Source organism: Prevotella sp. LCP21S3_D2 (assembly GCF_052118345.1).
GTDB lineage: Bacteria > Bacteroidota > Bacteroidia > Bacteroidales > Bacteroidaceae > Prevotella.
Window position 1 is genome coordinate 1 of sequence record NZ_JBQKHJ010000005.1, and the last position, 25,259, is coordinate 25,259.

Below are 25,259 nucleotides of genomic sequence, written 5' to 3' on the forward strand. Positions count from 1 at the left end.
AGCGCATCGGCAGGATGCAGTCCGGAGTAATCCGAGGGCACATCAGGAATGAAATTCAACATTGTCAAATCATCGCCCTGAACGGATGCTTGCTCATCCTGCCCGCTTCCTTCTTATCTTCCCACACGGATCTCACGGATCTCACGGATCTTTACATCACTAGGCGATGAATACCTTTTGCCATGTCATCAACATTAAAGTTTACCAGTAAGCCAACTTTCTTATGTGCGATTTTAAGATACGTCATCAACTGCTTATAATGTACAGGATGTAATTCTTCTACAGATTTCAGTTCTATAATCACCTTGTCTTCGACAAGAAGATCCAACCGATAATCACACGGAAGTCTTACACCGTCATAGATGACAGGAAGCGGAACTTGCTGTTCTACCTTCAAGCCCGCCTTGCGAAGCTGATGAACCAAAGACTCCTCATAAACCTGCTCAAAAAGACCTGGTCCCCAATAGTTGTAAACTTCAAAGATTGCACCGCGAATCTTATAAGTCAAATCGCCATATAATAACATAAGCCTTGAAAAAGACTCACATCAATCTAAACGGAAAATCCGTGAGATCTGTGAGATCCGTGTGCAAAATTAAACATTTATCCTTTAAAATCCAAAGAATCCTATGAAGAATCAAAGAAAAATCAATCTGATCGTGCTACATTGCAGTGCCACACGTGTTAACCAGGACTTCCCTGTAGAAGCTTTGGAAGCCTGCCACAAGGCAAGAGGCTTCAAGAGCATCGGCTACCACTATTACATTACGAAGGATGGCGTGGTCTATCCCTGCCGTCCAGAAACCGAGGTGGGGGCTCACGCCCGCCACTACAACGCCCACAGCATCGGAATCTGCTACGAGGGTGGTCTCGACGAGAAAGGCAAGCCTGCCGACACTCGCTCTCCAGCCCAGAAGGATTCTCTGGAAGACCTTCTCTACAGTCTCGCCCTAGACTATCCCGGTGCCGAGATTCTAGGTCATCGCGACCTCCCTTGGGTTCGCAAGAGCTGTCCTTGCTTCGATGTCAAGGAATGGCTGAAGGAAATCGACTTCCATCTCTAGAAAATGCTCCTCATCTGAAAATAGATGGGGAGTTTTTTATTCCTTCAACCAAGCCTTACCTTTTTAGTACAAAGCCAAAGATAAAAAATTGCGGCCATGACACATTTATGATATAAGTTATTCTTTCAAATAATAAACAGCGTCAATTTTAGCAACATCTTCTTCATCTTCTACTAACGCTAGAACAAATTGCTTTTGCAAAAAGTCCTGTACCATCATCCTCATCCATTTCTTTTTCTCCTCTTTGCGAGGAAACACTTCATCCAGGGATGGATACAACTTCATTTCAAAATGCCAATAGTTTAATAAGGTCGGTGTGTGAACGAAACGAATAGAGAATGAATAAATGGCATTTTTATCATCTATAGCATAAAAGCTGTTGATCTTATACTTTTCCTCATAATCCGTCTTCTGTTTAGGTGACTCAAAAGTACGAGGATAATCGAATGTTTTCAGATGCAACTGCGATAGGCGAATTATCAAAGGAAAAGAAGGCTTATCTATATAAGACCAATTATTTGTATCAGCCAACACTCCCCTTATTTCCTCCATTTTTTCACCTTTCCAATCACGTTTGCTAGTATCGACAAACGGAAGATGGATGTTCTGATATTGTGCACCTAACAGAAAAGTTGACATATCAAGGACATCCTTAGCTTGAAGGATACCATAGTTGGCAAACACAGTGACACCAAACACATTGTTCAATTGAGGTTTGTCAGCCACTCGTCTTACTACGCAAGCATCACTCTCATGATAAACAAGAGAATCTACATCCATCTTTGCCCTATACGATTCATGGGGCAAAATTTCCAAAGGATATTCAGGCATCAGCTTTTAAATAATCTTTAAGTTTTTTCATTTCATCCGCAATATTATTAATGGTAGCAGCCCCCATGTGTTGGCATTCACCATCATAATAAACGGAGTAGAATTCCCCTTCCGACTCTTTCATCAAAGGAGACATAATTTCCAAAGAGAGATGATCGGTCAACTTAAAGATATATTGCATCTGCTCATCCGTGCGATGACGCATCCAAACATCCTTGACCTCAATGCTACCCATAGCAGCACTTATCTTGGTAAGATTCTCTGCTACAGCACTGCCCAAAGCATCAAGATTGACACCTAGATACTTACGCACTCTAGTTTTAAACAAGAGCATAAAGGCATCTCTTTGCTCAGAATCAATGAAATAAGTCTTTATCTCATCATCAATCTTTCGGATGTTCCAACAAGAAACAGAGCTATCATCCAAGACACGCTCTTTCCTAATCTCTGCCCGCGCAATGAGAGCAGAAGATCTATCTGATGCAGAATCAGATAAACTCTTTTGTGGTAAAGTTGCATATGCCATAACTCAGTTATTTAAAATTGTTGAATAAATTCGTTTGCAAAAATATCTGCTTTATCAAAGAAAGCATCCATATCCGAGATATCGAATGTAAGACCTTCTACTACAGTAGTGTTGATATCAACATCGTAGATGACAGAAGGCATTTGTTTTTCTTTATCAACAAACACACCCGATGAAATTTCTATCAAATAATTAATTTTTATTTTCTTATCATTAATATCCTCATCCACTCTATAGACGCTTCTGACAGCTACATTCTCTGCATCAGAATCCTTATAAGAAGGATGCCTTAAAATATCGGAAAAGTCACCATTCTTCTCACCATAAGTTGGACTATAGGCAAACCTTACTATCTTCTTGACATTATAGCCAGCACAAACCTGGTCGAAGATTTGCTTACTTATCTGAACAAAAGAGTGCCCATCAACAAATGGTTGTCCCAAGATATCTATCTTTTGTCCTAGGAAAACAATGACGAGTCCCTTTTCCAAGTTGACAGCTTTCCATTCTGCCCCGTCGAAATCTTTAGAAGAACTTATTATTTCAAAGGGGTTTATCGCCTGAGAATTGGCACCATTGTTCAATGGCATACATTTCCATTCCTTCAACGGAAATCTATCCACATTATCTTTAGTGTAGCCTATAGCAAATTCTACAAAGATAGTAGCTCTATAATGTATCAACTCTTTCATGCGATAAATAGTGTAAAGTCCATAATTTTGTTGCAAAGGTACAAATTTTATTTGTTTATGATATAAACTTGCATCTTCTTTAATGTATACGACTGTTATTTTAACTTATTTTAAAATATGAATCCACTTTTTCAAGTGGACTGTTATTTTAAAATGAGAATATACATGCCTGATTCAATGCTTTGTAAGCATCCAACCCCTATAGCAATACAACTCCATCCCAGTGTTTACTGGGGATGCAGGGTATTTTAAGAAATTGGACTTTTCTGATTTTTAAACAGGTTTAACTAAAAGTGCCTCTGTCATCAAGGCATAATCCCTTCTTCCAGCTACAATCATGGCAAAGAATCCCCTGAAAAAATTCAGTCGTTGTTCTTGCCATGAATCTTACGCCTACTGGCTTGCAGTTCTCCTGTAAGTTTGTCAACCTGAGCCTGCAAACCGGCAATCTTACGATCTGACTCTGCCTTTTGCTCCTTCTGCTTATTACCCAAGGCAATATTGGCATCCAGAAGCGTCTGCATTGCCTTCGACAATGGCTTTGGCTAATGACATACCAAACTCCTCTTCTAATAGTAGGAAAGAGCCACGCTCGGCAGGAGACTCATGGTCTTCTATAGGATCGCATGGAGCATAACCGATTCGCTCGTCTGGACTCATAATGTAACACTCTACATGGTTGTCGTCCCATATTGGAGTATCGAGGTTCCAAGAGAAGTTGTAGGTTACTCCTTCTGGAGTACGGACTTTCTTTTCTTTGGTGAAACCTGAATAAAGACGAACTCGGTTTCCCTTGCGAAGATTCGTATCGGGAAACTCATAGAGGCGGACCTGGCTATAAATTGGGAAGCCTTCCGCATTGTAGAGGTAACGTACGAGCATGAGTCCTTCGAGGTCGCAACGTGCCGCTGCTTCCAATTCGACGTACTCATCCTGTTGGCCTCTGTTGTAAAGACCAGTGATTCTTAAATTAATCATAACTTGATTGAGTATTATAAAATGTAGAAGCAGTACGATTGTTGGATTGTAAAGCGACAATCGTAAAACGCTTATTTTTCTTTGCTTAAGATGGGCGGGTACCCCGCCGTAGTATTGTTCCCCATTGCAGTATCGCTCTGCGCTTGTCGCCACTCGAATGGGGATGTTTTTTAAACATTCTGCCTTTTACAGGCGCGAAATAAAATCATCTGCTGTATGTTCTGTTACAATATCGACAGAAAACCAACGCTTGCCTAAATCTTTTAGAGATCTGACTCCCATCTTTATAGCCTGAATTTCATCTTCACTCATATAATTGGAGGTCACAAATTGTGACTTCCAATTATTCCATTCCTCTTCTGTCAAACGAAACATATAATAATCAGGAAAGCGCTTTTTATTCCCATAGCCTTAACATGAAGACAAGGAAACTTGGAATTTTTCGAAAATCACCCCGTCCCTCTTTGTTGATAAAGCGAGCTGCACTCGGCAATTTGAAAACGAGTTTTCATTGCACTCATTGGCATCACTTTTTCCCATTAAAAAAGGAGTTTTTTCGAATCCCTCCGTCTCCCTTTAGCCAAAGGGAGCTCCACCTTTCTCACCAAGCCTCTCTTCCCTCAGGGACGAGAGGATGTAACCGCCCTCCGGTGCTCAGAACCGCTACGCTATAAGGTTGGCGGGGCATCAAAGCCCTCGCCATGTTTTGCGGGATGGGACCGCATGGGGACAGTTTGCTTGCTTCCATCAAAAGACTCGACAAGTTTGCGGGAAGGGACAACTAAATATTTATCTTTTACGCCCTTTCCCAAAAAGCTCAGAATGCGAACCTAAACGAACTAATTCTATTGCGTCATTTTCCTTATCAAACCAAATCAAAAGTGTATCATTCTCTATATGGCATTCCATATAGTTCTTCCAGTTACCTTTCAAAGGATGAGGATTATATTCTTCCGGTATCTGATTGCCTTCTGCCAAAAGCTTAACTATCCCCATAAGCGTTTCTACAAATTCTTTATCATTCTTAAAACGCTTATAATCTTTCTTGAACTGCGAGGTCTTTCGAATTTCTTTCATAAATTCTATTCCTCCATTGATGCCATGAAACTTTCTAAGCTATCTACTCGAACTACTCCCGCATCATGACCACTCTCTGCCTCTTTCATTGCTGCCAAAGTTTCTGCGTTTGGAACATCCTCCAAAGCAGCACTCCTTGAAATAGGGGTGACAGAAACTATTTTAACGCCTCTCATAAGAGAGAGGACATTCTTTAATTGCTCCAACAAAGATGGACTATCTACCTGTAATGTTAACTGTGCCATAACTTCAATATTTAATTCGTAGCAAAGATAAGGTTTTTCTGTGAAACAACCAAATTTTTAAAGGAGTTTTTGCTTCAAGTCCAATTCCCACGCAGATTTTATTCCCAAAGGTATGTGATAGCGAGCTGCACTCGGCAATTTGAAAGCCAGCTTTCATTGCGCTCATTGGCATCGCTTTTTCCCATTAAAAAAGGAGTTTTTTCGAATCCCTCCGTCTCCCTTTAGCCAAAGGGAGCTCCACATCCTAACTAAGCCAAAATAGGCTTTACGACCCTTTCGGTTCCCCTCACAGGGGACAGAAACCCTTCTCAGAAAGGAAGGATGTAACCGCCCTTTGTGCTGTTTTTCTAAAATCATCCCGTCCTTCTTTACCATTAAAGAAGGCTCCACCTCTCATCTCGGTCTTCTTCAATGGTCTTTACACCCCCTTCGGTTCCCCCGTTAGCGGGGGACAGAAACCTCAGGGAAGAAGAGGAAAACCGCCCTCCGGTGCTCAGAACCGCTACGCTATAAGGTTGGCGGGGCATCAAAGCCCTGCGCCATATTGTGCGGGATGGGACCGCCTTACTATAGCTTGCTATGGGACCGCAGGGCTGTTGCTAGGGACGGCTTGAAGATCTATGATCAAAGCTCTCGCCATGTTTTGCGGGATGGGACCGCATGGCTATAACTTGCTGTTACCTTTCTAAAGCTGGTCTATTACTGGCACCTTATGAAGCAGTACATAACGCTGCAATAATTGACGCCAAACCAAAAGGCGGGTTCCCTTCCATATCTCAACGGCTGCTGATACAAGAATGTTGAATGTTGAATCTTGAATGTTGAATGCTTTGGCAACTGCTTTTGACATTGCATCTATATCATTCGTATAGTCGATGTCTGTTTCTATCGAAAATCCACCTATCCCATTGACCTTTTCAAATCTATATTCGCTTTGTGTCAGCAAATAGAGTAAGCGGGGATATTTCTTCGACTCTAAATCTCTGAGGAATGCTTCTTGCTCCTGGCTGCTTTGGGATGCATAATAATCATAGAATCCTCCCCATGAACAAATAGCCTTTACCTTTCCACCATCTGTATTCACCAGGGCAAAATGAGCGTAATACTCATAGTCCTCATCGAAGATCGTGGTATTTTTGTCAGTCTCTACCCTCCCCTTATCCAGGAAGACATCCCGAAGATTACAGCGGAGGATAAGCTCCGTGATTCCTTGATGATGCAACACCGTATAATCATGTCCTTCCGGGATGATTGCTCCAGAAGTAGGTGTAAGAAATGGACGTAATGGGGCATCAGGAATCAGGTCTTTCAACCACTTTTCCAGGGTGATTTCACCTGCCTTCAAGTAATTGGAAAGAACACGGAAGTTATTTCGCATTCTTTTGTCTATCTGATCCAAAACCTTTTGCTGCTGGGCAACCGTGCTCTTTTCTTTCTTGTTTTCGTATGCCAAATCCGACATACTCTTATTGCGATAGACAGGCAATCTCTTTTGATAATCCAAGAAAAGAGTGCGCAATGTTTGATATGCATTCTCGGAAGGCTGTTTTGCCTGAAGATAGCCAACCATCTGGTCGATGGCACGCCACACGCCCACAGCCTCTGCTTTCGGTCCCTTTGTTGCCTCATGCTCTACCTGCATATCGTATTGACGAACGTTGGAAAAACTGAGACAGAGATTATTACCAAATCGCACAAAAAGATGGCGGTCTTTCTTGCCCTTGTTCTTGACTTGCTTGACCACGCCAACCCAACCAGCCAAAGGTCCACTGAATATGCGGACGGTATCATTCTCCTGAATGAGGTCATCATATCGCTTATCTACTATACTCAGTCCCTCTATGCCATCTGCCACTTTATCACTGAAATAAATAAAATGCTCCATGTCTTCATCTGGAATAGTGGCAGTTTTGACAATGTCATCCGTGGATAAATTCTTGACATCCTTACAAAGAAGATGTGCACTTGAGACTAGCTTTTCTTTCTGCAGTTCGCCTGTTTCCAGACTACGGATGAAATCTTCATAGACGAAATACCCCCAAGGTGTCAGTATTTTCTTCAAAACCTTGATGCTGTCTGCCTTGATAAACAGCAAACCATATATCAACGGGCGAAAACGGAAGCGTTCTTCTCCCTGGGCATTGACATACTTCGTTCGGCATTTGGGCAGATAGACAAACTTCACTATGCCTGGATATGTTTTTTCAAGAAACTCTTTCGTTTTTTGTTCTTGAAATTTGTCTGTATTGACTATAAACCACATAATTTGAGTGAAGAGTGATGAGTGAAGAGCGAAGAGTAGGTGGATGTTATCTTCTGAACTTTCGCATATCAGGAAGTTAAAGGAGTTAAGGAAGTTAAGGAGTTAAGACGTATGTCTTGCTGCTTAAAAACTACGACAAAAAGACTATTGTCTTAACTCCTCAGCGACCGTAGGGAGCGATAACTCCTTTAACTTCATTAACTTCTGAACTTGCGAAACTTGAATTATCTTTAGTTGGCTGCAGAATATACCTCGGTTTCTCCTGAAAAGATTTCTCTCCCCGGATTATTAAGGTTGTGATATGTATCACAGCATTGAAAAATCAATAGACTAACTTCCACTAATCTTCAATACTTTTATGTCTTTCAGCCTTCTGCATACATGATGCAGGTAAGCCCGTGTTTAGCAAATTGTGTATCATACGCTTCGCTTATATGAAAGCCACACTTATATTATTATTATCTTCGTTCTTAAGAATCTCTACATAAGAGATATAGAATCTCCTTGCAAAAATACGAAAAATGTTGGAAACTAGCAAATTATGCGTGTTAAAAAATTAATATCGTTCTACGAAAATCAACATTTTTTTACTATTCTTTTCATATACAATCTCCTAAGTCGTTGATAGATAAAAGGTTTTCTGAATTTCTGTATTTCTCATGTAGAGATTCCGAAAAATCGGTTCATTTTGGTTCATTTTACAAAATCCCTCTTTTTATCCTTTTTTTTGTGGCTCATAAAAATAATAGGGACACCTCTGTCTCTTTCAAAGAAACAAAGATGCCCCTATTTATTAAGGTATCAGAGTCAGCAGCTCATATACCTTTTTATTTTTTCTCTATCGCATCAAAGATGATATCTGCCATCTTCGCTGCTCCCTTTGCATTCGGATGAATACCATCATTCAGCATCATATCACCATAGGTATATGAAGTATGGAGATCGATGAACTGACACTTGTTCTTCTTGGCGAGTTTCTTGATGATTGGCATTTCGCCATTCACAATCACGCTATCGCTGATAGTCCAAGTATCCTTAAAGGCAGGTATCGGCGAACAGAGATAGATTTTCGGCTTACTAGGCAATGCCTTCAAGGTATCAATCATCGCCTGCATGCTCTGGCGAAATTCATCTGCTCCGTGCGCCCAATTATGAGTCTTGCTATCGTTGGTTCCCAACTTGACAATCACAATGTTAGGATTGAAAGCCTGCGCATCTCTCCATGCCAGTTCGTTCATGTAAGGCAAGTCACCCTTATTCATCATGGTACGGGCAGAAACGCCAAAGTTCTTCACCTGATAACCATCCCCCAACTTCTTCTGCAAAACGGCAGGATACCCCTTGACAGGTGCCATTCCAATTCCAAAGCCATCAGTGATGGAATTACCGATACAAGCCACACGGACCGCATCCTCCTTTGGACCCTGGAAATGATTCAGCCAGGAAGTAAGGTCGTTCAACATCTGCTCGTGATAAGGGAAACCGTGAGCTGCATCACGGAAGCCCCAGCCATGACCGCAGGTAGGATAGACATGCATCGTACATTCATTACCCTCATTCCGCATGGCAGAATAATAAGCCACACCATTGGTAACCGGCGGAACCACCTCATCATCACTCGACATCAGGATGATGGCACGGGGAGTAAGATGGCGGCGAACTGCCTTATCGTTAGACCATTCCTTCACCAGCTGAGGATTGGTCTTGCGATCCTCGCCCAGGAAATTGACGCAGGAACCCTTATGGGTGATGCGCTCATCCATGGAAATGACCGGATAGAAGAGAATGGAGAAATCAGGACGGGCATCATATTCTGCATGCGTACTGACAGAAGAAGCCAGATGACCGCCAGCCGAGAAGCCCATGATGCCCACATCCTCCTTATTGATATGCCAGACAGCAGCACTGTCACGAACCGTGCGCATAGCCTGACAGGCATCACTCAAAGGAATGTTACGGTCGCCCTTAGGCATACGATACTTCAACACAAAGAAAGCAATACCCTGCCTGTTGAAATATTCCGCCCACTGATGCCCCTCATGATCCATTGCCAGATGGGAATAGCCACCACCAGGACAATCAACCACGGCACGGCCTGTAGGATTCTGAGGTAAATAACAAGTCAGCTCGCTCTGACCGTCAGCACTGTTTTTCAGTACGAATTTGCGGGCTGTAGATTGTGCCAATGCAGACAAAGCGCATAGCATCAGCACAGAAGAAATAACCATTTTTTTCATTGTCTTATCTTATTAGTTTCTTAAATCTCCGGCAAAGATACGCATTTTTTTGTTAATACTATGTTATATTTTCAACAATTTTCGGTTATTTTGTCCAAATCTCTTTGTCGTTTGTCGCTTTTTTATTATATTTGCAGCTATAATTTAAATATTGGCATTATTATGAAACAATTTTTCAAAAATGTAGCAGCCACCATCGTTGGTATCTTCGGATTCAGTATCATCATGGCGATACTCGGATTCATCTGCCTCATTGGTATGGTAGCAGCAAGCAGCAGCAAACCTTCACTGAAAGACAATTCGGTGATGGTACTCAAGTTGCAGGGGCAGATCAGCGACAGAGTTGAGGACAACTGGCTGGGTGAACTGACAGGAGACAAGTTCAACAACCTTGGCATGAACAACATTCTCTCTGCCATCAAGAAGGCAAAGAATGAAGACAAGGTGAAGGGAATCTATCTGGAAACCGGTGTCCTGACTTCAGACTATGCGACACTTCAGGAAATTCGTGATGCACTGGCTGACTTCAAGAAGAGCGGCAAGTGGATCATCGCATACGGTGACCAATATACTCAAGGAGGCTATTACCTGGCATCTGTTGCCAACAAGGTCTACATCAACCCAGAAGGTATGGTAGACTGGCATGGTATTGCCTCGCAGACACAATATATAAAAGATGTGGCAGCTAAGTTTGGCGTTCATTTCAATATCGTAAAGGTGGGCAAGTACAAGAGCTTCACAGAAATGTATACCGAGGACAAGATGAGCGATGCCAACCGCGAGCAGGTTACCCGATACGTAACCGGACTCTGGCAGAAGGTGCTTACCGACGTCAGCAAGAGCCGCGGCATCAACAAGGATTCGCTGAACCATTATGCTGACGGACTGATGGTATTTGAAGACAGCAAGCTCCTGAAGACCCGCAAGATGGTAGACGGATTCTGCTATTACGATGAAATCAGGGACGTGGTCAAGAAGCAGCTCGGACTGAAAGCTGACGACAAGATCAAGCAAGTATCAATGGCTGACGTGAATGCTGCCATTGACGACAGCAATATCCTTGCCGACCAGATTGCCGTATATTACTGTTCCGGAAGCATTGTCAGCACAGCTACTCCTAGCCTCTACGGGAATGAAGAGCAGATTGTCAGCACCACGGTCATCAAAGACTTGCAGGCCCTGGGTGATGACGAGAGCATCAAGGCTGTTGTACTCCGCATCAATTCGGGCGGTGGCGACGCCTACGCTTCAGAGCAGATCTGGCGTGCCGTCAGTGAGTTAAACAAGAAGAAGCCTGTGGTGGTTTCCATGGGAGGAATGGCTGCATCAGGTGCATACTATATGAGTATGGGAGCCAGATATGTCATGGCACAGCCTACTACCCTGACCGGCAGTATCGGCATCTTCGGTGCCCTGCCAGACTTCAGCGAGCTGATGACCAAGAAGTTGGGATTCAAGTATGACGAGGTGAAGACCAACAAGAACAGCGGCTATGGAGCCGCAGGAAGCAGCCGTCCATGGACAGCCGACGAGATTGCCAGCATGCAAGGATACGTGAACCGCGGTTATGCCCTCTTCCGTAAGCGTGTAGCTGACGGCAGAAAGATGAGCGTGAACCAGGTAGAGAATATCGCACAGGGAAGAGTATGGTTGGGAACAGACGCCAAGAACATCAAGCTGATAGACGGTTTCGGCAGTCTGGACGATGCTGTAGCCAAGGCAGCCCAACTGGCAAAGATTTCAGACTATGGTACTACCGAGTATCCTATGGCAGCCGACTGGCTCACCCAGCTGATGGGCGAACTGTCGGGCAATGGCGGCAGCTATCTCGACGAACAGCTGCAGTTGACATTAGGCGACCTGTACAAACCATTCATGCTGATTCGCAGCATCAAGGAGAAGGAGCCAGTGCAGGCAGCCATGCCATTCGTGCTCAATATACATTAATATATAATAAGGTGTAAAAAACAAAGGAGAGAGACATGAGAACAGAAGGTGATCTTATCAAGGTCAATGATTGGTTATTACCACTGAGTTGGATATACGGTTCTATCGTGAGATTCCGCAACTGGCTCTTCGACATCGGACTGAAGAAGAGCAGAGCATTCTCGATACCGGTTATCTCTGTGGGCAATATTACCGTGGGTGGTTCGGGAAAGACTCCCCATGTGGAATATCTTATCCGATTGCTTCACGACAAAGTGAAAACTGCCGTACTCTCCCGTGGCTACAAACGAAAGAGTCACGGCTATGTGCTAGCCGATGAAAATACCGAGATGACAGAGATTGGCGATGAACCCTTCCAGATGCACCAGAAATTCAAGGACATCTATGTTGCAGTAGATGCCAAAAGAGTAAGAGGTATTGACCATCTGCAGAACGACGGGGAAACCAAGGACGTGGATGTGGTATTGCTGGACGATGCCTTCCAGCACCGCTATGTCAAGCCAGGCATCAACATCCTGCTGGTAGATTATCACCGTCTCATCATCTATGACAAGATGATGCCGGCAGGAAGGCTCCGCGAACCGCTGAGCGGAAAGAACCGTGCCGACATCGTGATCATCACCAAATGTCCGAAGGACCTGAAACCGATGGAGTTCAGAGTGCTGACCAAGGCGATGAACCTCTACCCTTTCCAGAAGCTCTACTTCACCTGCATTGACTATGATACCCCAAAGGGTGTATTCAACGGCAAGGAACTGAAGCCAAAGGAAATCAAGAGCGATGAAGAGGAAGAAGTGAAAGACCCTGCCCTGACGGGAATGACCGACTATCATGTGCTGCTCCTGACGGGTATTGCATCGCCCAAACAGATGGAACACGACATCAAGCCAATGGCAAAGGGAGTACAGACCCTCTCCTTCGGTGACCACCATCAGTTTAAGAGCAAGGATATCGACCGCATCAACAGCACCTTCGAAGCCATGCCGGAACCCCGTATCATCATCACGACAGAAAAAGATGCCGTGAGACTGAGAGATACAGAGGGACTCTACGAAACAGTAAAAGAAAGCATGTATGAACTGCCTATCAAGGTAAGCTTCATGCTGGAGCAACAAGATAATTTTAACGAAAAAATCATTAGCTATGTACGAAAAAATTCAAGAAACAGCATCCTGGCTAAAAGAAAGGATGACCACAAGTCCGAAAACGGCAATCATTCTGGGAACCGGTCTAGGACAATTAGCTTCAGAAATAACTGATAGTTATGAATTTCCATACAGCGAGATACCCAACTTCCCGGTTTCTACCGTAGAAGGCCATGCCGGCAAACTCATCTTCGGTAAGCTGGGCGGCAAGGACATCATGGCAATGGAAGGCAGATTCCATTACTATGAAGGATATAACATGAAGGAGGTTACTTTCCCTGAGCGCGTCATGCATGAACTGGGCATCGAGACCCTCTTCGTAAGCAATGCATCTGGAGGTATGAATCCAGACTTCGAAATCGGTGACCTGATGATTATCGACGACCATATCAACTTCTTCCCAGAGCATCCGCTGCGGGGCAAGAACTTCCCTACCGGTCCCCGATTCCCAGACATGCACGAGGCTTACGACAAGCAGTTGCGTGATTTGGCTGACGAGATTGCCAAGGAGAAAGGCATCAACATCAAGCATGGTGTATATGTAGGTGTTCAGGGTCCTACCTTCGAGACTCCTGCAGAATATCGCATGTATCGCGTCTTAGGCGGTGACGCTGTAGGTATGAGTACCGTTCCGGAGGTTATCGTGGCTCGCCATAGCGGCATCAAGGTGTTCGGCATCAGTATCATCACCGACCTCGGTGGCTTCGACGTTCCTGTAGAGGTGAGCCATGAGGAGGTACAGGTTGCAGCCAATGCCGCCCAGCCAAAGATGACTGAGATTATGCGAGAAATGATTCGCAGAAGCTAACTGTCAATTATAAATTATAAATTATTAATTATTAATTATCTTGGATATAGCAAAGTTGGGTGAATTTGGTCTCATCGACCATCTCACCAAAGGATATGAAAACAAAAACGCTTCTACCGTCTACGGTGTAGGCGATGACTGTGCCGTGATGCACTATCCGGACAAGGAAGTGCTCATTACTACAGACATGCTGATGGAGGGAGTACATTTCGACCTCACCTATATCGACATGCAGCACCTGGGTTACAAGAGTGCGATGGTGAACATCAGTGACATCTTCGCCATGAACGGAACCCCTAGACAGATGGTAGTAAGCATCGCATTGAGCAAGCGTTTCAAGGTTGAAGACCTGGATGATTTCTACAAGGGTCTGCGCATGGCTTGCGACAAATGGGGCATTGACATCGTGGGTGGAGATACCACCTCTTCGCTTACAGGTCTTGCCATCAGCATTACCTGCATCGGTGAGGCCAACAAGGAAGACATCGTTTACCGCAGTGGTGCGAAGGAGACCGACCTCATCTGCGTTTCGGGCGACTTAGGTGCAGCCTATATGGGACTTCAGCTGCTGGAGCGGGAAAAAGCTGTATACTACGGACAGGTGGAAGACATCCGCAAGAAGATGGCAGAAGCCAAGGCAAAGGGAGACGACCAGAAGTTGGCTGCCCTCAACCGAGACCTGGCAGAGATGCGCAACTTCCAGCCCGACTTTGCCGGCAAGGAATACTTACTGCAAAGACAGCTTCAACCGGAAGGACGTGGCGACATCATTGCCCAACTGAGAGAAGCAGGAATCCGTCCTACGGCCATGATGGACATCAGCGACGGACTGAGCAGTGAACTGATGCATATCTGCGAACAGAGTCATTGCGGATGCAGAGTGTACGAGAAGAACATCCCTATCGACTACCAGACAGCCGTACAGGCAGAGGAATTCAACATGAACCTCACCACCTGTGCCATGAACGGTGGTGAAGACTATGAACTTCTCTTCACAGTACCTATTGGTGACCATGCCAAAATCGAGGAGATGGAAGGCGTGAAGCAGATAGGCTACATCACCAAGGAGAGCCTGGGCAAATTCCTCATCACACGAGATGGTCAGGAATTCGAGCTCAAAGCTCAGGGTTGGAATCCTTTGAAAGACTAGATTTAGTTAATAAACATTAAGCAAGAGAAAATATTTCGTTTTCTCTTGCTCAATTTAAATTTTTATTGTACCTTTGCAACCGCAAAAGAAATGGTGCCATAGCTCAGTTGGTAGAGCAAAGGACTGAAAATCCTTGTGTCCCCGGTTCGATTCCTGGTGGTACCACTCCTCCTTTCATTTAGGCGGTTTCTAACTTCGGTTAGAGCCGCCTTTTTCGCATAAAGGAACTAACGAAACAGATATTACAAACAATATAAGCAATACTTAAAGACTTATGAAGAAGATTTTGATTTCTTTATTGGCAATCTTCGGAATGGCAGCTACGGTATCTGCCATCGAAGCCAAAGACTACAGCAAGTATTATCAAAACTTGCCAGTACAAATGCAACAGCCTACTCTTCCTTCTATTCCTGACAACCACGTAAGTATTCTGGAATGTGGCGGCAATGGAGACGGACAGGCGATGAACACCCAAGCCTTTGCCAAGGCTATCAGCAAACTGAGCAAAATGGGCGGTGGTCATCTGAACGTGCCTGCAGGTATCTATCTCACAGGACTCATCTCTCTGAAAGACAACATCGACCTGCATCTGGAGAAGAATGCCATCATCGTTTTCTCTGAAGACAAGAACGACCTCATCAAGATAGACGAAGAAACCGGAAAGAAGGAGAACCGCGCCACACCAGCCATCAATGCCAGCAAGCGCAAGAACATTTCCATCACCGGAGAAGGAACCATCGACGGAAACGGTGAATGGTGGAGACCGGTGAAGAGAAGCAAGGTGAGCGATGTGGAATGGAACCAGTTCAAGCAGATGGGTGGTACCCTCAACGAGAAAGGCGACATCTGGTATCCGCTCCATCTGAAACATACTCCAAATGTTGTTGACAACATTGATGACCAGGAAAAGGTACGCAACCACATGATCCGATTCACCAGTTGCGAAAACGTGCTGGTCCAGGGCGTCACGCTCCTGAACAGTCCCCGCTTCCACCTCATCCCTACCCGATGCAAGAACGTGATTATCGACGGTATTACCGTAAAATGTCCTTGGAATGCACAGAATGGTGATGCCATCGACATCTCAAGCTGCAAGGACGTACTCATCGTCAACAACATGGTAGATGCAGGTGATGACGGTATCTGCATGAAGGGTGGCGCAGGTGCTGCCGGTGTTGCAGCCGGTCCTTGTGAAAACATCAACATCCAGGACAACACCGTTTATCATGCCCATGGCGGTTTTGTCATCGGCAGTGAGTTCAGTGGCGGCATGAAGAACATCGTAGTACGCAACAACACCTTCCAGGGAACCGACGCCGGCCTGCGTTTCAAGAGTTCCGTGAAGAGGGGCGGTACATCAGAGAACATCTTCATCGACCATATCTATATGACCGATATTACAGGAGATGCCATCACCTTCGAGACCACCTACTGGGACAACCACGTGGGAGCAAAGAAGCAGGCAGCCCCAGTAAAACAGGAGTACCTGCCAAACTTCCAGGACATCCACATGAGCGACATCTATGTGCGTGGCTGCAAGAACGGTATCGTTGCCCACGGAGCAGAAGGTATGGTTCACGACATCACTGTCAAGAACGCATACATCTTCTACAACAACCAGGGACAGGACATAGACGATGCCTGCAAGATCAAGCTGGACAACGTACACTTTGCTACTTTCGCAAAGTAAAGCAAACGACTACTTCACTACGGTAAGTATCTGATTGCAGACCGTGAAGTGAATATCCATACCCTCATAAGGCATTCCATATACCTTATGAGGGTCTTTTTGATAATGCGGACGAGGATCTTGCGCCAGTACCTCTTTCAGAATCCCGATCTTTTCTTCCGTCATTCCCTGAGACAGCAGAAAGTTTTTTACCGTATCAGATATTTCAACCTGCAACTTATCCCACCTGCGTTCATCAACAAACCCGCTTCGGGCATCCGGATGACAATCGGCATATACCACATAAGGCTTGATATCATATATCGGAGTCATGTCCATGAGGTCGGCCCCTTTTACATGGATAACAGGTCCTTTACAGGTCTCCCACTCAATTCCCGAAATTCTGACAGACGACAATCCTATATTATTGGGACGAAAGGGACTGCGGGTAGCAAAGACTCCCACCTTCTCATTGCCCCCCAATACCGGAGGACGAACCACCGGACTATTGGCTTTGTGCTTATTGGCAGAAAATTCCCAAATCAGCCAAAGGTAGTCGAAACCCTCCATGCCACGAAGGGCATCAGGATTGCGATACTCCGGTTCAAAAACTATCTGACCTTCGAGTTCAGCCACCAGTCCAGCCTGCTTAGGAATACCAAACTTACTGCTGAACGGTGAGCGAAAATGTGCTATCGGTTTTATCTCCATATCTTCTCATTATTATACATTATAATAATAAGTACGAAAAAAGGAGATATTTATTTTGCAGTATGCATAAAAAAATGTACCTTTGCAATCAGAATAAATAACAGAAACAATGAAAATACAAAGACCATCGTATGAAATCTGGTTGCAGAAACCAGGAGAGCCCGGCGTCTATCAACAGATAGAACGCGCAGGAAGAGTTTGCTACAAAAGTGAGAACAACACAACCGATGATTCGGCAAAGCCTTTTGTCGGTCGCATGATAGAGAGTGAACATTATGCCATGCTGGAACATGGCACCATCTATCTTGTATGCAACCACGGGGAGCTTCCTCTTTATCTCAACAACAAGTTCTCCCGCTGCAACACCATCGATGGCAAGGATTATATCACCACCAACCTGAGAGTGTTGGCAGAAAACAAGGCGATGGACGACTTGAAATACCTCACCGACTATGAGGAAGGCAAACACGAGTTGCGCATCACGGTTCATTTCACTACCCAAATCAGTATTACCCGTGAATACAACCGTCACCGTGCCAACTCCATGGCAGAGCAGAGCACGAGATACTGCAACTATTCGAAGAACAAATTCGACAACGAAATAACCATCAACCTCCCTACATGGGTAGCGGAAGAAGGTTTCGACGGCTCAGAAGATCCCAGTGACTACCAGTTGTCCGACCTCTGTCTGGACATTGCAGAAAACCGTTCAGCAGAATGGAACAAGCTGACCACATGGATTTTTGCCAATGAAGCAGCCGAGTTTGCCTACATGCAACTGATAAAGGCCGGTTGCAAGCCACAAGAGGCACGTGCCATCTTACCATTGGATTGCAACACCGAGTTGGTTCACACCGCTTTCATCAGTGACTGGAAGCATTTCTTCGACCTTCGTGCCCTAGGCACAACAGGTGCTCCTCACCCAGATGCCAAGGTTCTCGCCTTGCCACTGATGGAGGAATTCAAGAAAAAGGGATATCTGAAATAAAGAACTTCCCCTTATACGGAAATTTGGTTAAAAAATACAAAAAAGCACGGCAATGAAGTAGATTTTCTATTTTTCGTACATAACGAATAGAATAATTTACTATATTTGCAACGTGTTTTTCATAGTATTAGATTTAAGGTTATCAAGGTTGGGGCTACAGCGGTAGCCCTTTTTCGTATCTGAAAGGTAGATACAGTATAGGTTCAGAGGTATCATTTTAAGTTTTTTGATGTTTTTTCTCAAAAAGTTTCCAAAATATTTGGTGGAATCAAAAAAACATTGTACCTTTGCACCCGCTTAAGAAAACCAAGCTATAGTCATCCGACCGAATCTGGAGAGATGGTAGAGTGGTCGATTACAACGGTCTTGAAAACCGTCGTACCGAGAGGTACCGGGGGTTCGAATCCCTCTCTCTCCGCAAGAGCCTTCTGAAAAAAAATTCAGAAGGCTTTTTCTTTTCTATACCCCCTTATCATTCTCCCCTACTTTTCACTTTTAGCATTAAGAATCAAAAAAAGTTGCCGAAATATTTGGTGGAATCAAAAAAATATCGTACCTTTGCACCCGCTTAAGAAAACCAAGCTATAGTCATCCGACCGAATTTGGAGAGATGGTAGAGTGGTCGATTACAACGGTCTTGAAAACCGTCGTACCGAGAGGTACCGGGGGTTCGAATCCCTCTCTCTCCGCAAGAGCCTTCTGAAAGAAATTTCAGAAGGCTTTTTTAGTATTTAGCTATACAATACAGAATACCATATAAAAAGAAATGATGATAGATCGCTGTTACATAGAAATAACCAATACATGCAATCTCAACTGCCACTTCTGCCCTAAACATACCAGGGAAAAGAGACAGTTGACCGCAGAGGAATTCAACCAGCTCACAGACAAGCTCAAAGGCAAGGTATGCTTCCTTTATTTCCACCTGATGGGAGAACCACTGCTCCACCCTCTCCTGCCACAGTTTATCACGACGGCAAGAGAAAAGGGATTCAAAACTGTACTGACATCGAACGGAACCCTGCTGCATCGTGCCATGGAACTTCTCGATACACTTCCCCACAAAATACAACTCTCGCTACATTCGCACGAAAGCAACGCCAAGGGGGAACTGTCCAGCTATATGGACGAGGTGATGACCTTCTCTACACAAGCTGCAGCAAAGGGAACCTGCATCGTACTAAGACTTTGGAACCAGGGCGGAAGAGACAAGGAAAACGAAGAAATAATGAGACTCATCGAAAAATATGCTCCTAAACCCTGGAAGGAACGCCCAGACGGTTACCGCCTCTGCGACAACCTTTATCTGGAATTCGACAGAAAATTCGAATGGCCCAACTTCGAAAACGATATCAGGAACAGCAAGAACGAAGAAGAAAAGAAACGGGAAGTTTTCTGCAAGGCTTTAATCAAACAGATTGGCGTACTTGCAGACGGCACCCTGGTGCCTTGCTGTCTGGACCATAACGGAGATGTTGCACTGGGAAATCTCCTGCATCAATCCCTGGAAGAGATTCTTTCTTCAGAAAGAGCCCAAGCTATGATAGAGGGGTTCAAGCACCATACGGCAACCGAAGCCCTCTGCGAAAACTGCGAGTCGGCATTGGTAAAAAACAGTTTTCGAGGCAAGGCAAGAAGCTGACATGAAACTTTATCGCAAAAATATTTGGTTATTTCAAATATAAATCGTACATTTGCAACGATTTTATGCCGCAAGAAACGACAGTATATTTTTAACAATAATAGAACATAATGAAAAAACTAATGACCATTATTGTTGCCATCTTCTGTATGGCACAATTGTATGCAGTCAGTCCAGTAAAACAATGGGGACAACTGCAAGTAAAGGGAGCGCAACTATGCGACCAGAGTGGAAACCCTGTAGTATTGAGAGGCGTGAGCCTGGGATGGCACAACATCTGGCCCCGATTCTACAACAAGCAAGCCGTAAAATGGCTCACCACTGACTGGCATGCCAACATCATCCGTGCAGCGATGGGCATTCAGATAGAAGACAACTATCTGGAGAACCCTGACTTTGCCATGAAATGCATCACGCAGGTAGTAGATGCCGCCATCAAGAACGGCACATACGTAATCATCGACTGGCACGCACACAAAATGCACACAGAGGAAGCCAAAGCCTTCTTCGGCAAGATGGCACAGAAATACGGTAAGTATCCAAACGTACTCTATGAACTCTACAACGAACCCGTAGAGGACAAATGGGAAGACCTGAAGGTCTACGCCAAGACCATCATTACCGAAATCAGGAAATATGATCCAGACAACATCATACTGATGGGTTGCCCACATTGGGATCAGGACATCGATCTTGTTGCTAAAAGTCCTATCGAGGGTGTAAGCAATGTGATGTATACCCTGCATTTCTATGCAGCAACACACAAGGACTATCTGCGCGACAAGCTAGAAGCAGCCGTAAAGAGCGGACTTCCTGTATTCGTATCAGAATGCGCCGGCATGGAAGCATCCGGCAACGGTCCTCTGGCTCCAGAGGAATACCAGAAATGGCTCGATGTCATGGAGAAGAACAAGGTGAGTTGGGTAAACTGGTCGGTAAGCGACAAAGACGAAACCTGCTCCATGCTCCTACCTCGTGCCAAGGCTACAGGCAACTGGACTCCAGACCTTATCAAGCCATGGGGAAAAATGGTAAAGGAAGCATTGACAAAATACAATAATTAGCCACTTGGTACACTCCTGTCAAGCAAGAGTGTACCAAGTTTTTTTATATTCAACCAACAGGAGTAAGAAATGAAATACTACACAGCATTAACAATAGCCGGTTCTGACAGTTGTGGAGGAGCTGGCATCCAGGCAGACATCAAGACCATGTCAGCCTTAGGCGTATACGCAGCTTCTGCCATTACAGCCATCACCGTACAGAACACCAAGGGTGTATATGGCATACAGAACGTAGAGCCGGAAATCGTGAAAGGACAGATAGAAGCCGTGATGGACGACATCCAACCGGATGCCATCAAGATAGGAATGGTCAATGACCGTGACACCATCAAAGCCATTGCCAATACCCTCAAGAAGTATCAGGGAAAATACCAGCATCTCGTTATTGACCCGGTAATGGTATCTACCAGCGGATGCCGACTCATGCAGGAGGATGCCCTGGATATCTTCATCTCAGAGCTTCTGCCTCTTGCCACATTACTGACACCCAACATTCCCGAAGCAGAGATTCTGGCAGAAATGAAAATCCAGAATGCAGAAGACATCAAGACCGCAGCCTCAGCCATCAGCAAACTGGGATGCAAATTCGTACTTATCAAAGGTGGTCACTTCGACGGAAAAGAAAAGATAGACTATCTCTTCGAAGAAGGAAAACTCATCACCAGCTATCGGGGGCTCAGCATCAACACCCGCAATACCCACGGTACCGGCTGCACCCTGTCATCTGCCATCACATCTTATCTGGCAAAGGAAATGGACATGAATACCGCCATTGCCATGGCTAAGACTTACCTGTCTGGAGCCATTCTCGCCGGAAAAGACGTAAAAATAGGAGATGGACACGGTCCGGTAAACCATTTCTACGAACCCAAGACACTTTCTACTAAATAGATAAAAAGCAAATGACATGAAATGGATAGTTATCACCTTGCCTGAATTCATCAGAAACGAAGCAGGCTACATAGAACAGTTATTTGAAAGCGGTATCGATCTTCTACATCTCCGTAAACCCGAAGCCAGCCTGGAGGATTATGAGAATCTGATACAGAAGATCGATGCCAAATGGTATCCGCAGATAGTCATACATGAACATTTTGAACTCTGCGAGAAATATCAGCTTCATGGAATACATCTCAACAAGCGCAATTCCGGGATTCCCAAAGATTATAAAGGACACATTTCCCGTTCATGCCATAACTTCCAGGAAGTAACGGCTGCACTAAACATACCCAACAAGGAAAATCCCGAAGGAAACGCTCCTGCATCCAAGTCTATCTACGACTATGTGTTCCTAAGTCCAATCTTTGACAGCATCTCGAAGAAAGACTACCGCCACTCCTTTACCAACAAGGATCTGGAAGACGCAGCCTACTATGGCATCATCAACGAAAAAGTTGTAGCATTAGGAGGAGTCATCCCCGAGTTTATCCCGCAATTGAGAGCCTGGAACTTTGGTGGAGCGGCATTCCTGGGGGCAGTATGGAACGAGCGGCACAAATACAATTGGCCCGATTATCTGAACAACATCCAAAAAAGGCTTACACCTTCAAAGGCAAAGAACACACTTAATGGTTCAAATATTTGGTAGTTAGCCAAAATAATTGTACTTTTGCACCCATGATTTATCCAGATAATTTTGAAAACAAGATAGGATTCAACGAAATCCGCAAGATGTTACGCGAAAGATGCCTCTCTCCACTTGGTAAAGAACAAGTGGACAAGATGGCATTCAGCGATGAAGCTGAAGAAGTAAACGAATGGCTCATGCAGGTGCGTGAGTTCCGCAGACTGATGGAGGAAGTAGAAGACTTTCCCCTGCAGTATTTCTATGACGTCAGGGAAAGTATCCTCCGCATCCGAGTAGAAAACACCCACTTGGAAGAAGACGAGCTTTTCGATTTGAGACGTTCGCTTGCAACCATCGCAGGCATGGTGAAGATTCTGAATCATAGTGATGAAGACGACGGGCACGCAGAACCGGAAGACGGCTGGCGCAGAGAAAAGAAATACCCTTACCCTGCCCTACACCGACTGTCACAAAACGTGATGACCTTTCCTCAGCTGATTCAGAGAATAGACCAAATCCTTGACAAATTTGGAAAGATACGAGATAATGCGACCCCGGAACTCCTCCAGATCAGAAGAGAACTGGCAAAGACTGAAGGTAGTATCTCCCGTACATTATATAGTATATTACGAACAGCCCAAAGTGAAGGTGTTGTTGAGAAAGACGTGACTCCTACCCTCCGTGACGGCAGACTGGTAATACCGGTCATCCCAACCTTGAAAAGAAAGATCAAAGGTATCGTACACGACGAGAGTGCTACGGGTAAAACCGTCTTCATCGAACCGACCGAAGTGGTAGAAGCCAACAACCGTGTGCGTGAACTGGAAGGTGAAGAAAGAAAGGAGATTATCCGCATCCTTACCGATTTCACCAACAAGGTTCGTCCTTTCTCAAAAGAGATTCTTGACAGTTACCGCTTCCTTGCCATCATCGACCTGATTCAGGCGAAACAAAAGCTGGCAGATACCTTCAAAGCTATCGAGCCTGAGGTAGAAGACCATCCGCACGTAGACTGGATCCGAGCTATCCACCCTCTGCTCCAGCAGTCATTACAGAAGAAAAATGAAAAAGTAGTACCTTTAGACATCACACTGACCAAGGAAAAGCGTATCCTGATCATTTCCGGTCCGAATGCCGGAGGTAAATCCGTATGCTTAAAGACAGTGGGACTGCTCCAATATATGCTGCAATGCGGACTGAGTATCCCCGTAAGTGAGAGATCAAAGACAGGTGTATTCAAAAACATCATGATTGATATTGGTGACGAACAGAGCCTGGAGAACGACCTCAGTACGTATTCATCCCACCTCCTGAACATGAAAAATATGATGAAAGCCGCCAATAGCGACACCATCATATTGATAGATGAGTTTGGTACCGGTACAGAACCGGGTATCGGAGGAGCCATCGCAGAAGCAGTACTCGATAAATTCTGCAAGCAACAGGCTTATGGAGTCATCACGACCCACTATCAGAACCTGAAACATTTTGCAGACAGTCATGAAGGTGTGGTTAATGGTGCCATGCTCTACGACCGTCATGAGATGAAAGCACTCTTCCAGTTAGCCATTGGCCGTCCAGGCTCTTCTTTTGCCATCGAAATAGCAAGAAAGATCGGATTGCCAGAAGAGGTTATCAAAGAAGCTTCAGACATCGTAGGTTCAGAATATATCCAGAGCGACAAGTACCTCCAGGACATTGTACGCGACAAGCGATACTGGGAGAACAAACGCCAGAATATCCACCAGCGAGAGAAGGATATGGAAAAAACCATCTCCAAGTATGAAAGTGATATTGAGGATATCGAACGAAGCAGAAAAGCCATTCTCAAGAAAGCCAAGGAAGAAGCTGCAGAACTCCTGAAGGAAAGTAACAAGAAGATTGAGAATGCCATCAGAGAGATTCGAGAGAGTCAGGCAGAGAAGGAGGAAACCCGCCGCATCCGTCAGGAACTCGATGCCTTCAAACAGGAGGTTCAGGAGATTGACACCAAGGAATCGGATGACAAGATAGCCCGCAAGATAGCCCAGATTCAGCAGCGCAAGGAGCGGCATGCCAAGCGACAGGCTGAAAAGAAGGAGACCCAGGAGAAGGCCGCGGCAGCCCTGCGTAATGCACAGCACAAGGCTCAGGCTGAAAGCAAACGGGAGATAAAAGCCGGTGATACGGTTCGTATCAAAGGATTGACAACTATCGGAAAAGTGGAAAGCATCAACGGTGATACCGCTACTGCCGTATTCGGAGGTATGAGAACCAAAATGCGTCTGAACAGACTGGAGCATGCTACGGCTACAGTAGAGAATGTGGACAAGACCGAGGAACGCAAGGAAAACCTTGCCTCTTATGGTATCAGCAAGGAAACCAGAAAAACCATTGATGCCCACAAGACCAACTTCCATCAGGATTTGGATGTAAGAGGCATGCGTGGTGATGAAGCATTGAATGCTGTACAGTATTTTATAGATGATGCCATCCTGGTAGGTATGCCACGTGTCCGCATCCTTCATGGAAAGGGCAACGGCATCCTCAGACAACTCATCCGCCAATATTTGAGCAGCGTCCCTAATGTGACCCATTATGCAGATGAACATGTACAGTTTGGCGGTGCAGGAATCACGGTGGTAGACTTTTAAGTGAAGAATGCTTCTTCCTCTT

Annotated in this window: 24 protein-coding genes, 3 tRNA genes and 1 pseudogene; 15 read left to right on the forward strand and 13 right to left on the reverse strand. The window is 44.9% G+C overall.

All coding sequences use genetic code 11. The features are described from left to right. Window positions 1-151: 151 nt before the first annotated feature. Window positions 152-526, reverse strand: coding sequence for a GxxExxY protein (locus ACTQ16_RS05050; RefSeq protein WP_441936431.1), 375 nt, complete (start codon window positions 524-526; stop codon window positions 152-154). A gap of 103 nt (window positions 527-629) precedes the next feature. Here ACTQ16_RS05050 and ACTQ16_RS05055 point away from each other — a divergent pair, with 103 nt between their 5' ends. Continuing rightward, window positions 630-1,064, forward strand: a complete 435-nt coding sequence (locus ACTQ16_RS05055; RefSeq protein WP_441936432.1) for an N-acetylmuramoyl-L-alanine amidase — start codon at window positions 630-632, stop codon at window positions 1,062-1,064. Window positions 1,065-1,181: 117 nt separating this feature from the next. On the opposite strand, the gene ACTQ16_RS05060 is transcribed toward ACTQ16_RS05055, so the two are convergent. The 11 genes and pseudogenes from ACTQ16_RS05060 to axeA1 form a co-directional block, all read right to left on the reverse strand. Further along, a complete protein-coding gene (locus tag ACTQ16_RS05060) occupies window positions 1,182-1,895 on the reverse strand; it encodes a hypothetical protein (RefSeq protein ID WP_441936434.1) in 714 nt (237 codons plus the stop codon). Beyond that, window positions 1,888-2,421, reverse strand: a complete 534-nt coding sequence (locus ACTQ16_RS05065) for a hypothetical protein (RefSeq protein WP_441936435.1) — start codon at window positions 2,419-2,421, stop codon at window positions 1,888-1,890. Before ACTQ16_RS05065 ends, ACTQ16_RS05060 begins: the two co-directional genes overlap by 8 nt. Window positions 2,422-2,432: 11 nt before the next feature. Then, window positions 2,433-3,113, reverse strand: a complete 681-nt coding sequence (locus ACTQ16_RS05070) for a hypothetical protein (protein WP_441936436.1) — start codon at window positions 3,111-3,113, stop codon at window positions 2,433-2,435. A 362-nt stretch (window positions 3,114-3,475) separates the two neighbouring features. Further along, window positions 3,476-3,637, reverse strand: coding sequence for a hypothetical protein (locus ACTQ16_RS05075; protein WP_441936438.1), 162 nt, complete (start codon window positions 3,635-3,637; stop codon window positions 3,476-3,478). Continuing rightward, window positions 3,600-4,091: a hypothetical protein gene (locus tag ACTQ16_RS05080; protein ID WP_441936439.1), complete on the reverse strand. Its 492-nt coding sequence runs from the start codon at window positions 4,089-4,091 to the stop codon at window positions 3,600-3,602. Before ACTQ16_RS05080 ends, ACTQ16_RS05075 begins: the two co-directional genes overlap by 38 nt. Before the next feature lie 186 nt (window positions 4,092-4,277). Further along, the gene (locus ACTQ16_RS05085) at window positions 4,278-4,403 is read right to left on the reverse strand and encodes a hypothetical protein (protein ID WP_441936441.1); all 126 of its coding nucleotides are present in this window, start codon (window positions 4,401-4,403) and stop codon (window positions 4,278-4,280) included. A gap of 3 nt (window positions 4,404-4,406) precedes the next feature. Then, a pseudogene (locus ACTQ16_RS05090) lies at window positions 4,407-4,481 on the reverse strand (ORF6N domain-containing protein); the annotation flags it as partial. A 399-nt stretch (window positions 4,482-4,880) separates the two neighbouring features. Continuing rightward, window positions 4,881-5,168: a type II toxin-antitoxin system YafQ family toxin gene (locus ACTQ16_RS05095; RefSeq protein WP_441936443.1), complete on the reverse strand. Its 288-nt coding sequence runs from the start codon at window positions 5,166-5,168 to the stop codon at window positions 4,881-4,883. A gap of 5 nt (window positions 5,169-5,173) precedes the next feature. Next, a complete protein-coding gene (locus ACTQ16_RS05100; protein ID WP_441934264.1) occupies window positions 5,174-5,413 on the reverse strand; it encodes a hypothetical protein in 240 nt (79 codons plus the stop codon). 685 nt (window positions 5,414-6,098) lie between these two features. Then, on the reverse strand, window positions 6,099-7,676 hold the full coding sequence (locus ACTQ16_RS05105; protein WP_441936444.1) for a hypothetical protein: 1,578 nt from the start codon (window positions 7,674-7,676) through the stop codon (window positions 6,099-6,101). 827 nt (window positions 7,677-8,503) lie between these two features. After that, window positions 8,504-9,913 (reverse strand): acetylxylan esterase AxeA1, encoded by a 1,410-nt coding sequence (axeA1, locus tag ACTQ16_RS05110; RefSeq protein ID WP_441936446.1) that lies wholly within the window; start codon window positions 9,911-9,913, stop codon window positions 8,504-8,506. A gap of 162 nt (window positions 9,914-10,075) precedes the next feature. On the opposite strand from axeA1, the gene sppA reads away from it, so the two are divergent. The 6 genes from sppA to ACTQ16_RS05140 all read left to right on the forward strand — a co-directional run bounded on the left by sppA (window position 10,076) and on the right by ACTQ16_RS05140 (window position 16,653). Next, window positions 10,076-11,860, forward strand: a complete 1,785-nt coding sequence (sppA, locus tag ACTQ16_RS05115) for a signal peptide peptidase SppA (protein WP_441934258.1) — start codon at window positions 10,076-10,078, stop codon at window positions 11,858-11,860. A gap of 35 nt (window positions 11,861-11,895) precedes the next feature. Further along, window positions 11,896-13,119 (forward strand): tetraacyldisaccharide 4'-kinase, encoded by a 1,224-nt coding sequence (lpxK, locus tag ACTQ16_RS05120; RefSeq protein ID WP_441936448.1) that lies wholly within the window; start codon window positions 11,896-11,898, stop codon window positions 13,117-13,119. Further along, the gene (locus ACTQ16_RS05125; protein ID WP_295347242.1) at window positions 13,004-13,813 is read left to right on the forward strand and encodes a purine-nucleoside phosphorylase; all 810 of its coding nucleotides are present in this window, start codon (window positions 13,004-13,006) and stop codon (window positions 13,811-13,813) included. The genes lpxK and ACTQ16_RS05125 overlap by 116 nt, the downstream gene beginning before the upstream one ends. A 40-nt stretch (window positions 13,814-13,853) precedes the next feature. Next, complete coding sequence (gene thiL / locus ACTQ16_RS05130; RefSeq protein ID WP_153122689.1) at window positions 13,854-14,963, forward strand: thiamine-phosphate kinase; 1,110 nt, start codon at window positions 13,854-13,856, stop codon at window positions 14,961-14,963. A gap of 92 nt (window positions 14,964-15,055) precedes the next feature. After that, a tRNA-Phe gene (locus ACTQ16_RS05135) sits at window positions 15,056-15,128 on the forward strand. A gap of 109 nt (window positions 15,129-15,237) precedes the next feature. Further along, window positions 15,238-16,653, forward strand: a complete 1,416-nt coding sequence (locus ACTQ16_RS05140; protein WP_441936450.1) for a glycoside hydrolase family 28 protein — start codon at window positions 15,238-15,240, stop codon at window positions 16,651-16,653. A gap of 9 nt (window positions 16,654-16,662) precedes the next feature. On the opposite strand, the gene tsaA is transcribed toward ACTQ16_RS05140, so the two are convergent. Continuing rightward, window positions 16,663-17,343, reverse strand: a complete 681-nt coding sequence (gene tsaA / locus ACTQ16_RS05145; RefSeq protein WP_295347237.1) for a tRNA (N6-threonylcarbamoyladenosine(37)-N6)-methyltransferase TrmO — start codon at window positions 17,341-17,343, stop codon at window positions 16,663-16,665. A 109-nt stretch (window positions 17,344-17,452) separates the two neighbouring features. Between tsaA and ACTQ16_RS05150 the strand changes: the two genes are divergently transcribed. The 8 genes from ACTQ16_RS05150 to ACTQ16_RS05185 all read left to right on the forward strand — a co-directional run bounded on the left by ACTQ16_RS05150 (window position 17,453) and on the right by ACTQ16_RS05185 (window position 25,237). Beyond that, entirely contained in the window at window positions 17,453-18,331 is an 879-nt protein-coding gene (locus ACTQ16_RS05150) for an FAD-dependent thymidylate synthase (RefSeq protein ID WP_295347235.1), read from the forward strand. 333 nt (window positions 18,332-18,664) lie between these two features. Next, window positions 18,665-18,749: transfer RNA gene (locus tag ACTQ16_RS05155), tRNA-Ser, on the forward strand. A gap of 186 nt (window positions 18,750-18,935) precedes the next feature. After that, window positions 18,936-19,020, forward strand: a tRNA-Ser gene (locus tag ACTQ16_RS05160). Window positions 19,021-19,097: 77 nt separating this feature from the next. After that, on the forward strand, window positions 19,098-19,973 hold the full coding sequence (locus ACTQ16_RS05165; protein ID WP_441936452.1) for a radical SAM/SPASM domain-containing protein: 876 nt from the start codon (window positions 19,098-19,100) through the stop codon (window positions 19,971-19,973). A gap of 110 nt (window positions 19,974-20,083) precedes the next feature. Beyond that, window positions 20,084-21,037 (forward strand): glycoside hydrolase family 5 protein, encoded by a 954-nt coding sequence (locus tag ACTQ16_RS05170; protein ID WP_441936454.1) that lies wholly within the window; start codon window positions 20,084-20,086, stop codon window positions 21,035-21,037. 69 nt (window positions 21,038-21,106) lie between these two features. Next, window positions 21,107-21,928, forward strand: coding sequence for a bifunctional hydroxymethylpyrimidine kinase/phosphomethylpyrimidine kinase (thiD, locus tag ACTQ16_RS05175; RefSeq protein ID WP_153122677.1), 822 nt, complete (start codon window positions 21,107-21,109; stop codon window positions 21,926-21,928). Window positions 21,929-21,944: 16 nt separating this feature from the next. Further along, entirely contained in the window at window positions 21,945-22,625 is a 681-nt protein-coding gene (locus ACTQ16_RS05180) for a thiamine phosphate synthase (protein WP_441936456.1), read from the forward strand. Window positions 22,626-22,654: 29 nt separating this feature from the next. Further along, window positions 22,655-25,237: an endonuclease MutS2 gene (locus ACTQ16_RS05185; RefSeq protein ID WP_295347101.1), complete on the forward strand. Its 2,583-nt coding sequence runs from the start codon at window positions 22,655-22,657 to the stop codon at window positions 25,235-25,237. Window positions 25,238-25,259 lie beyond the last annotated feature (22 nt).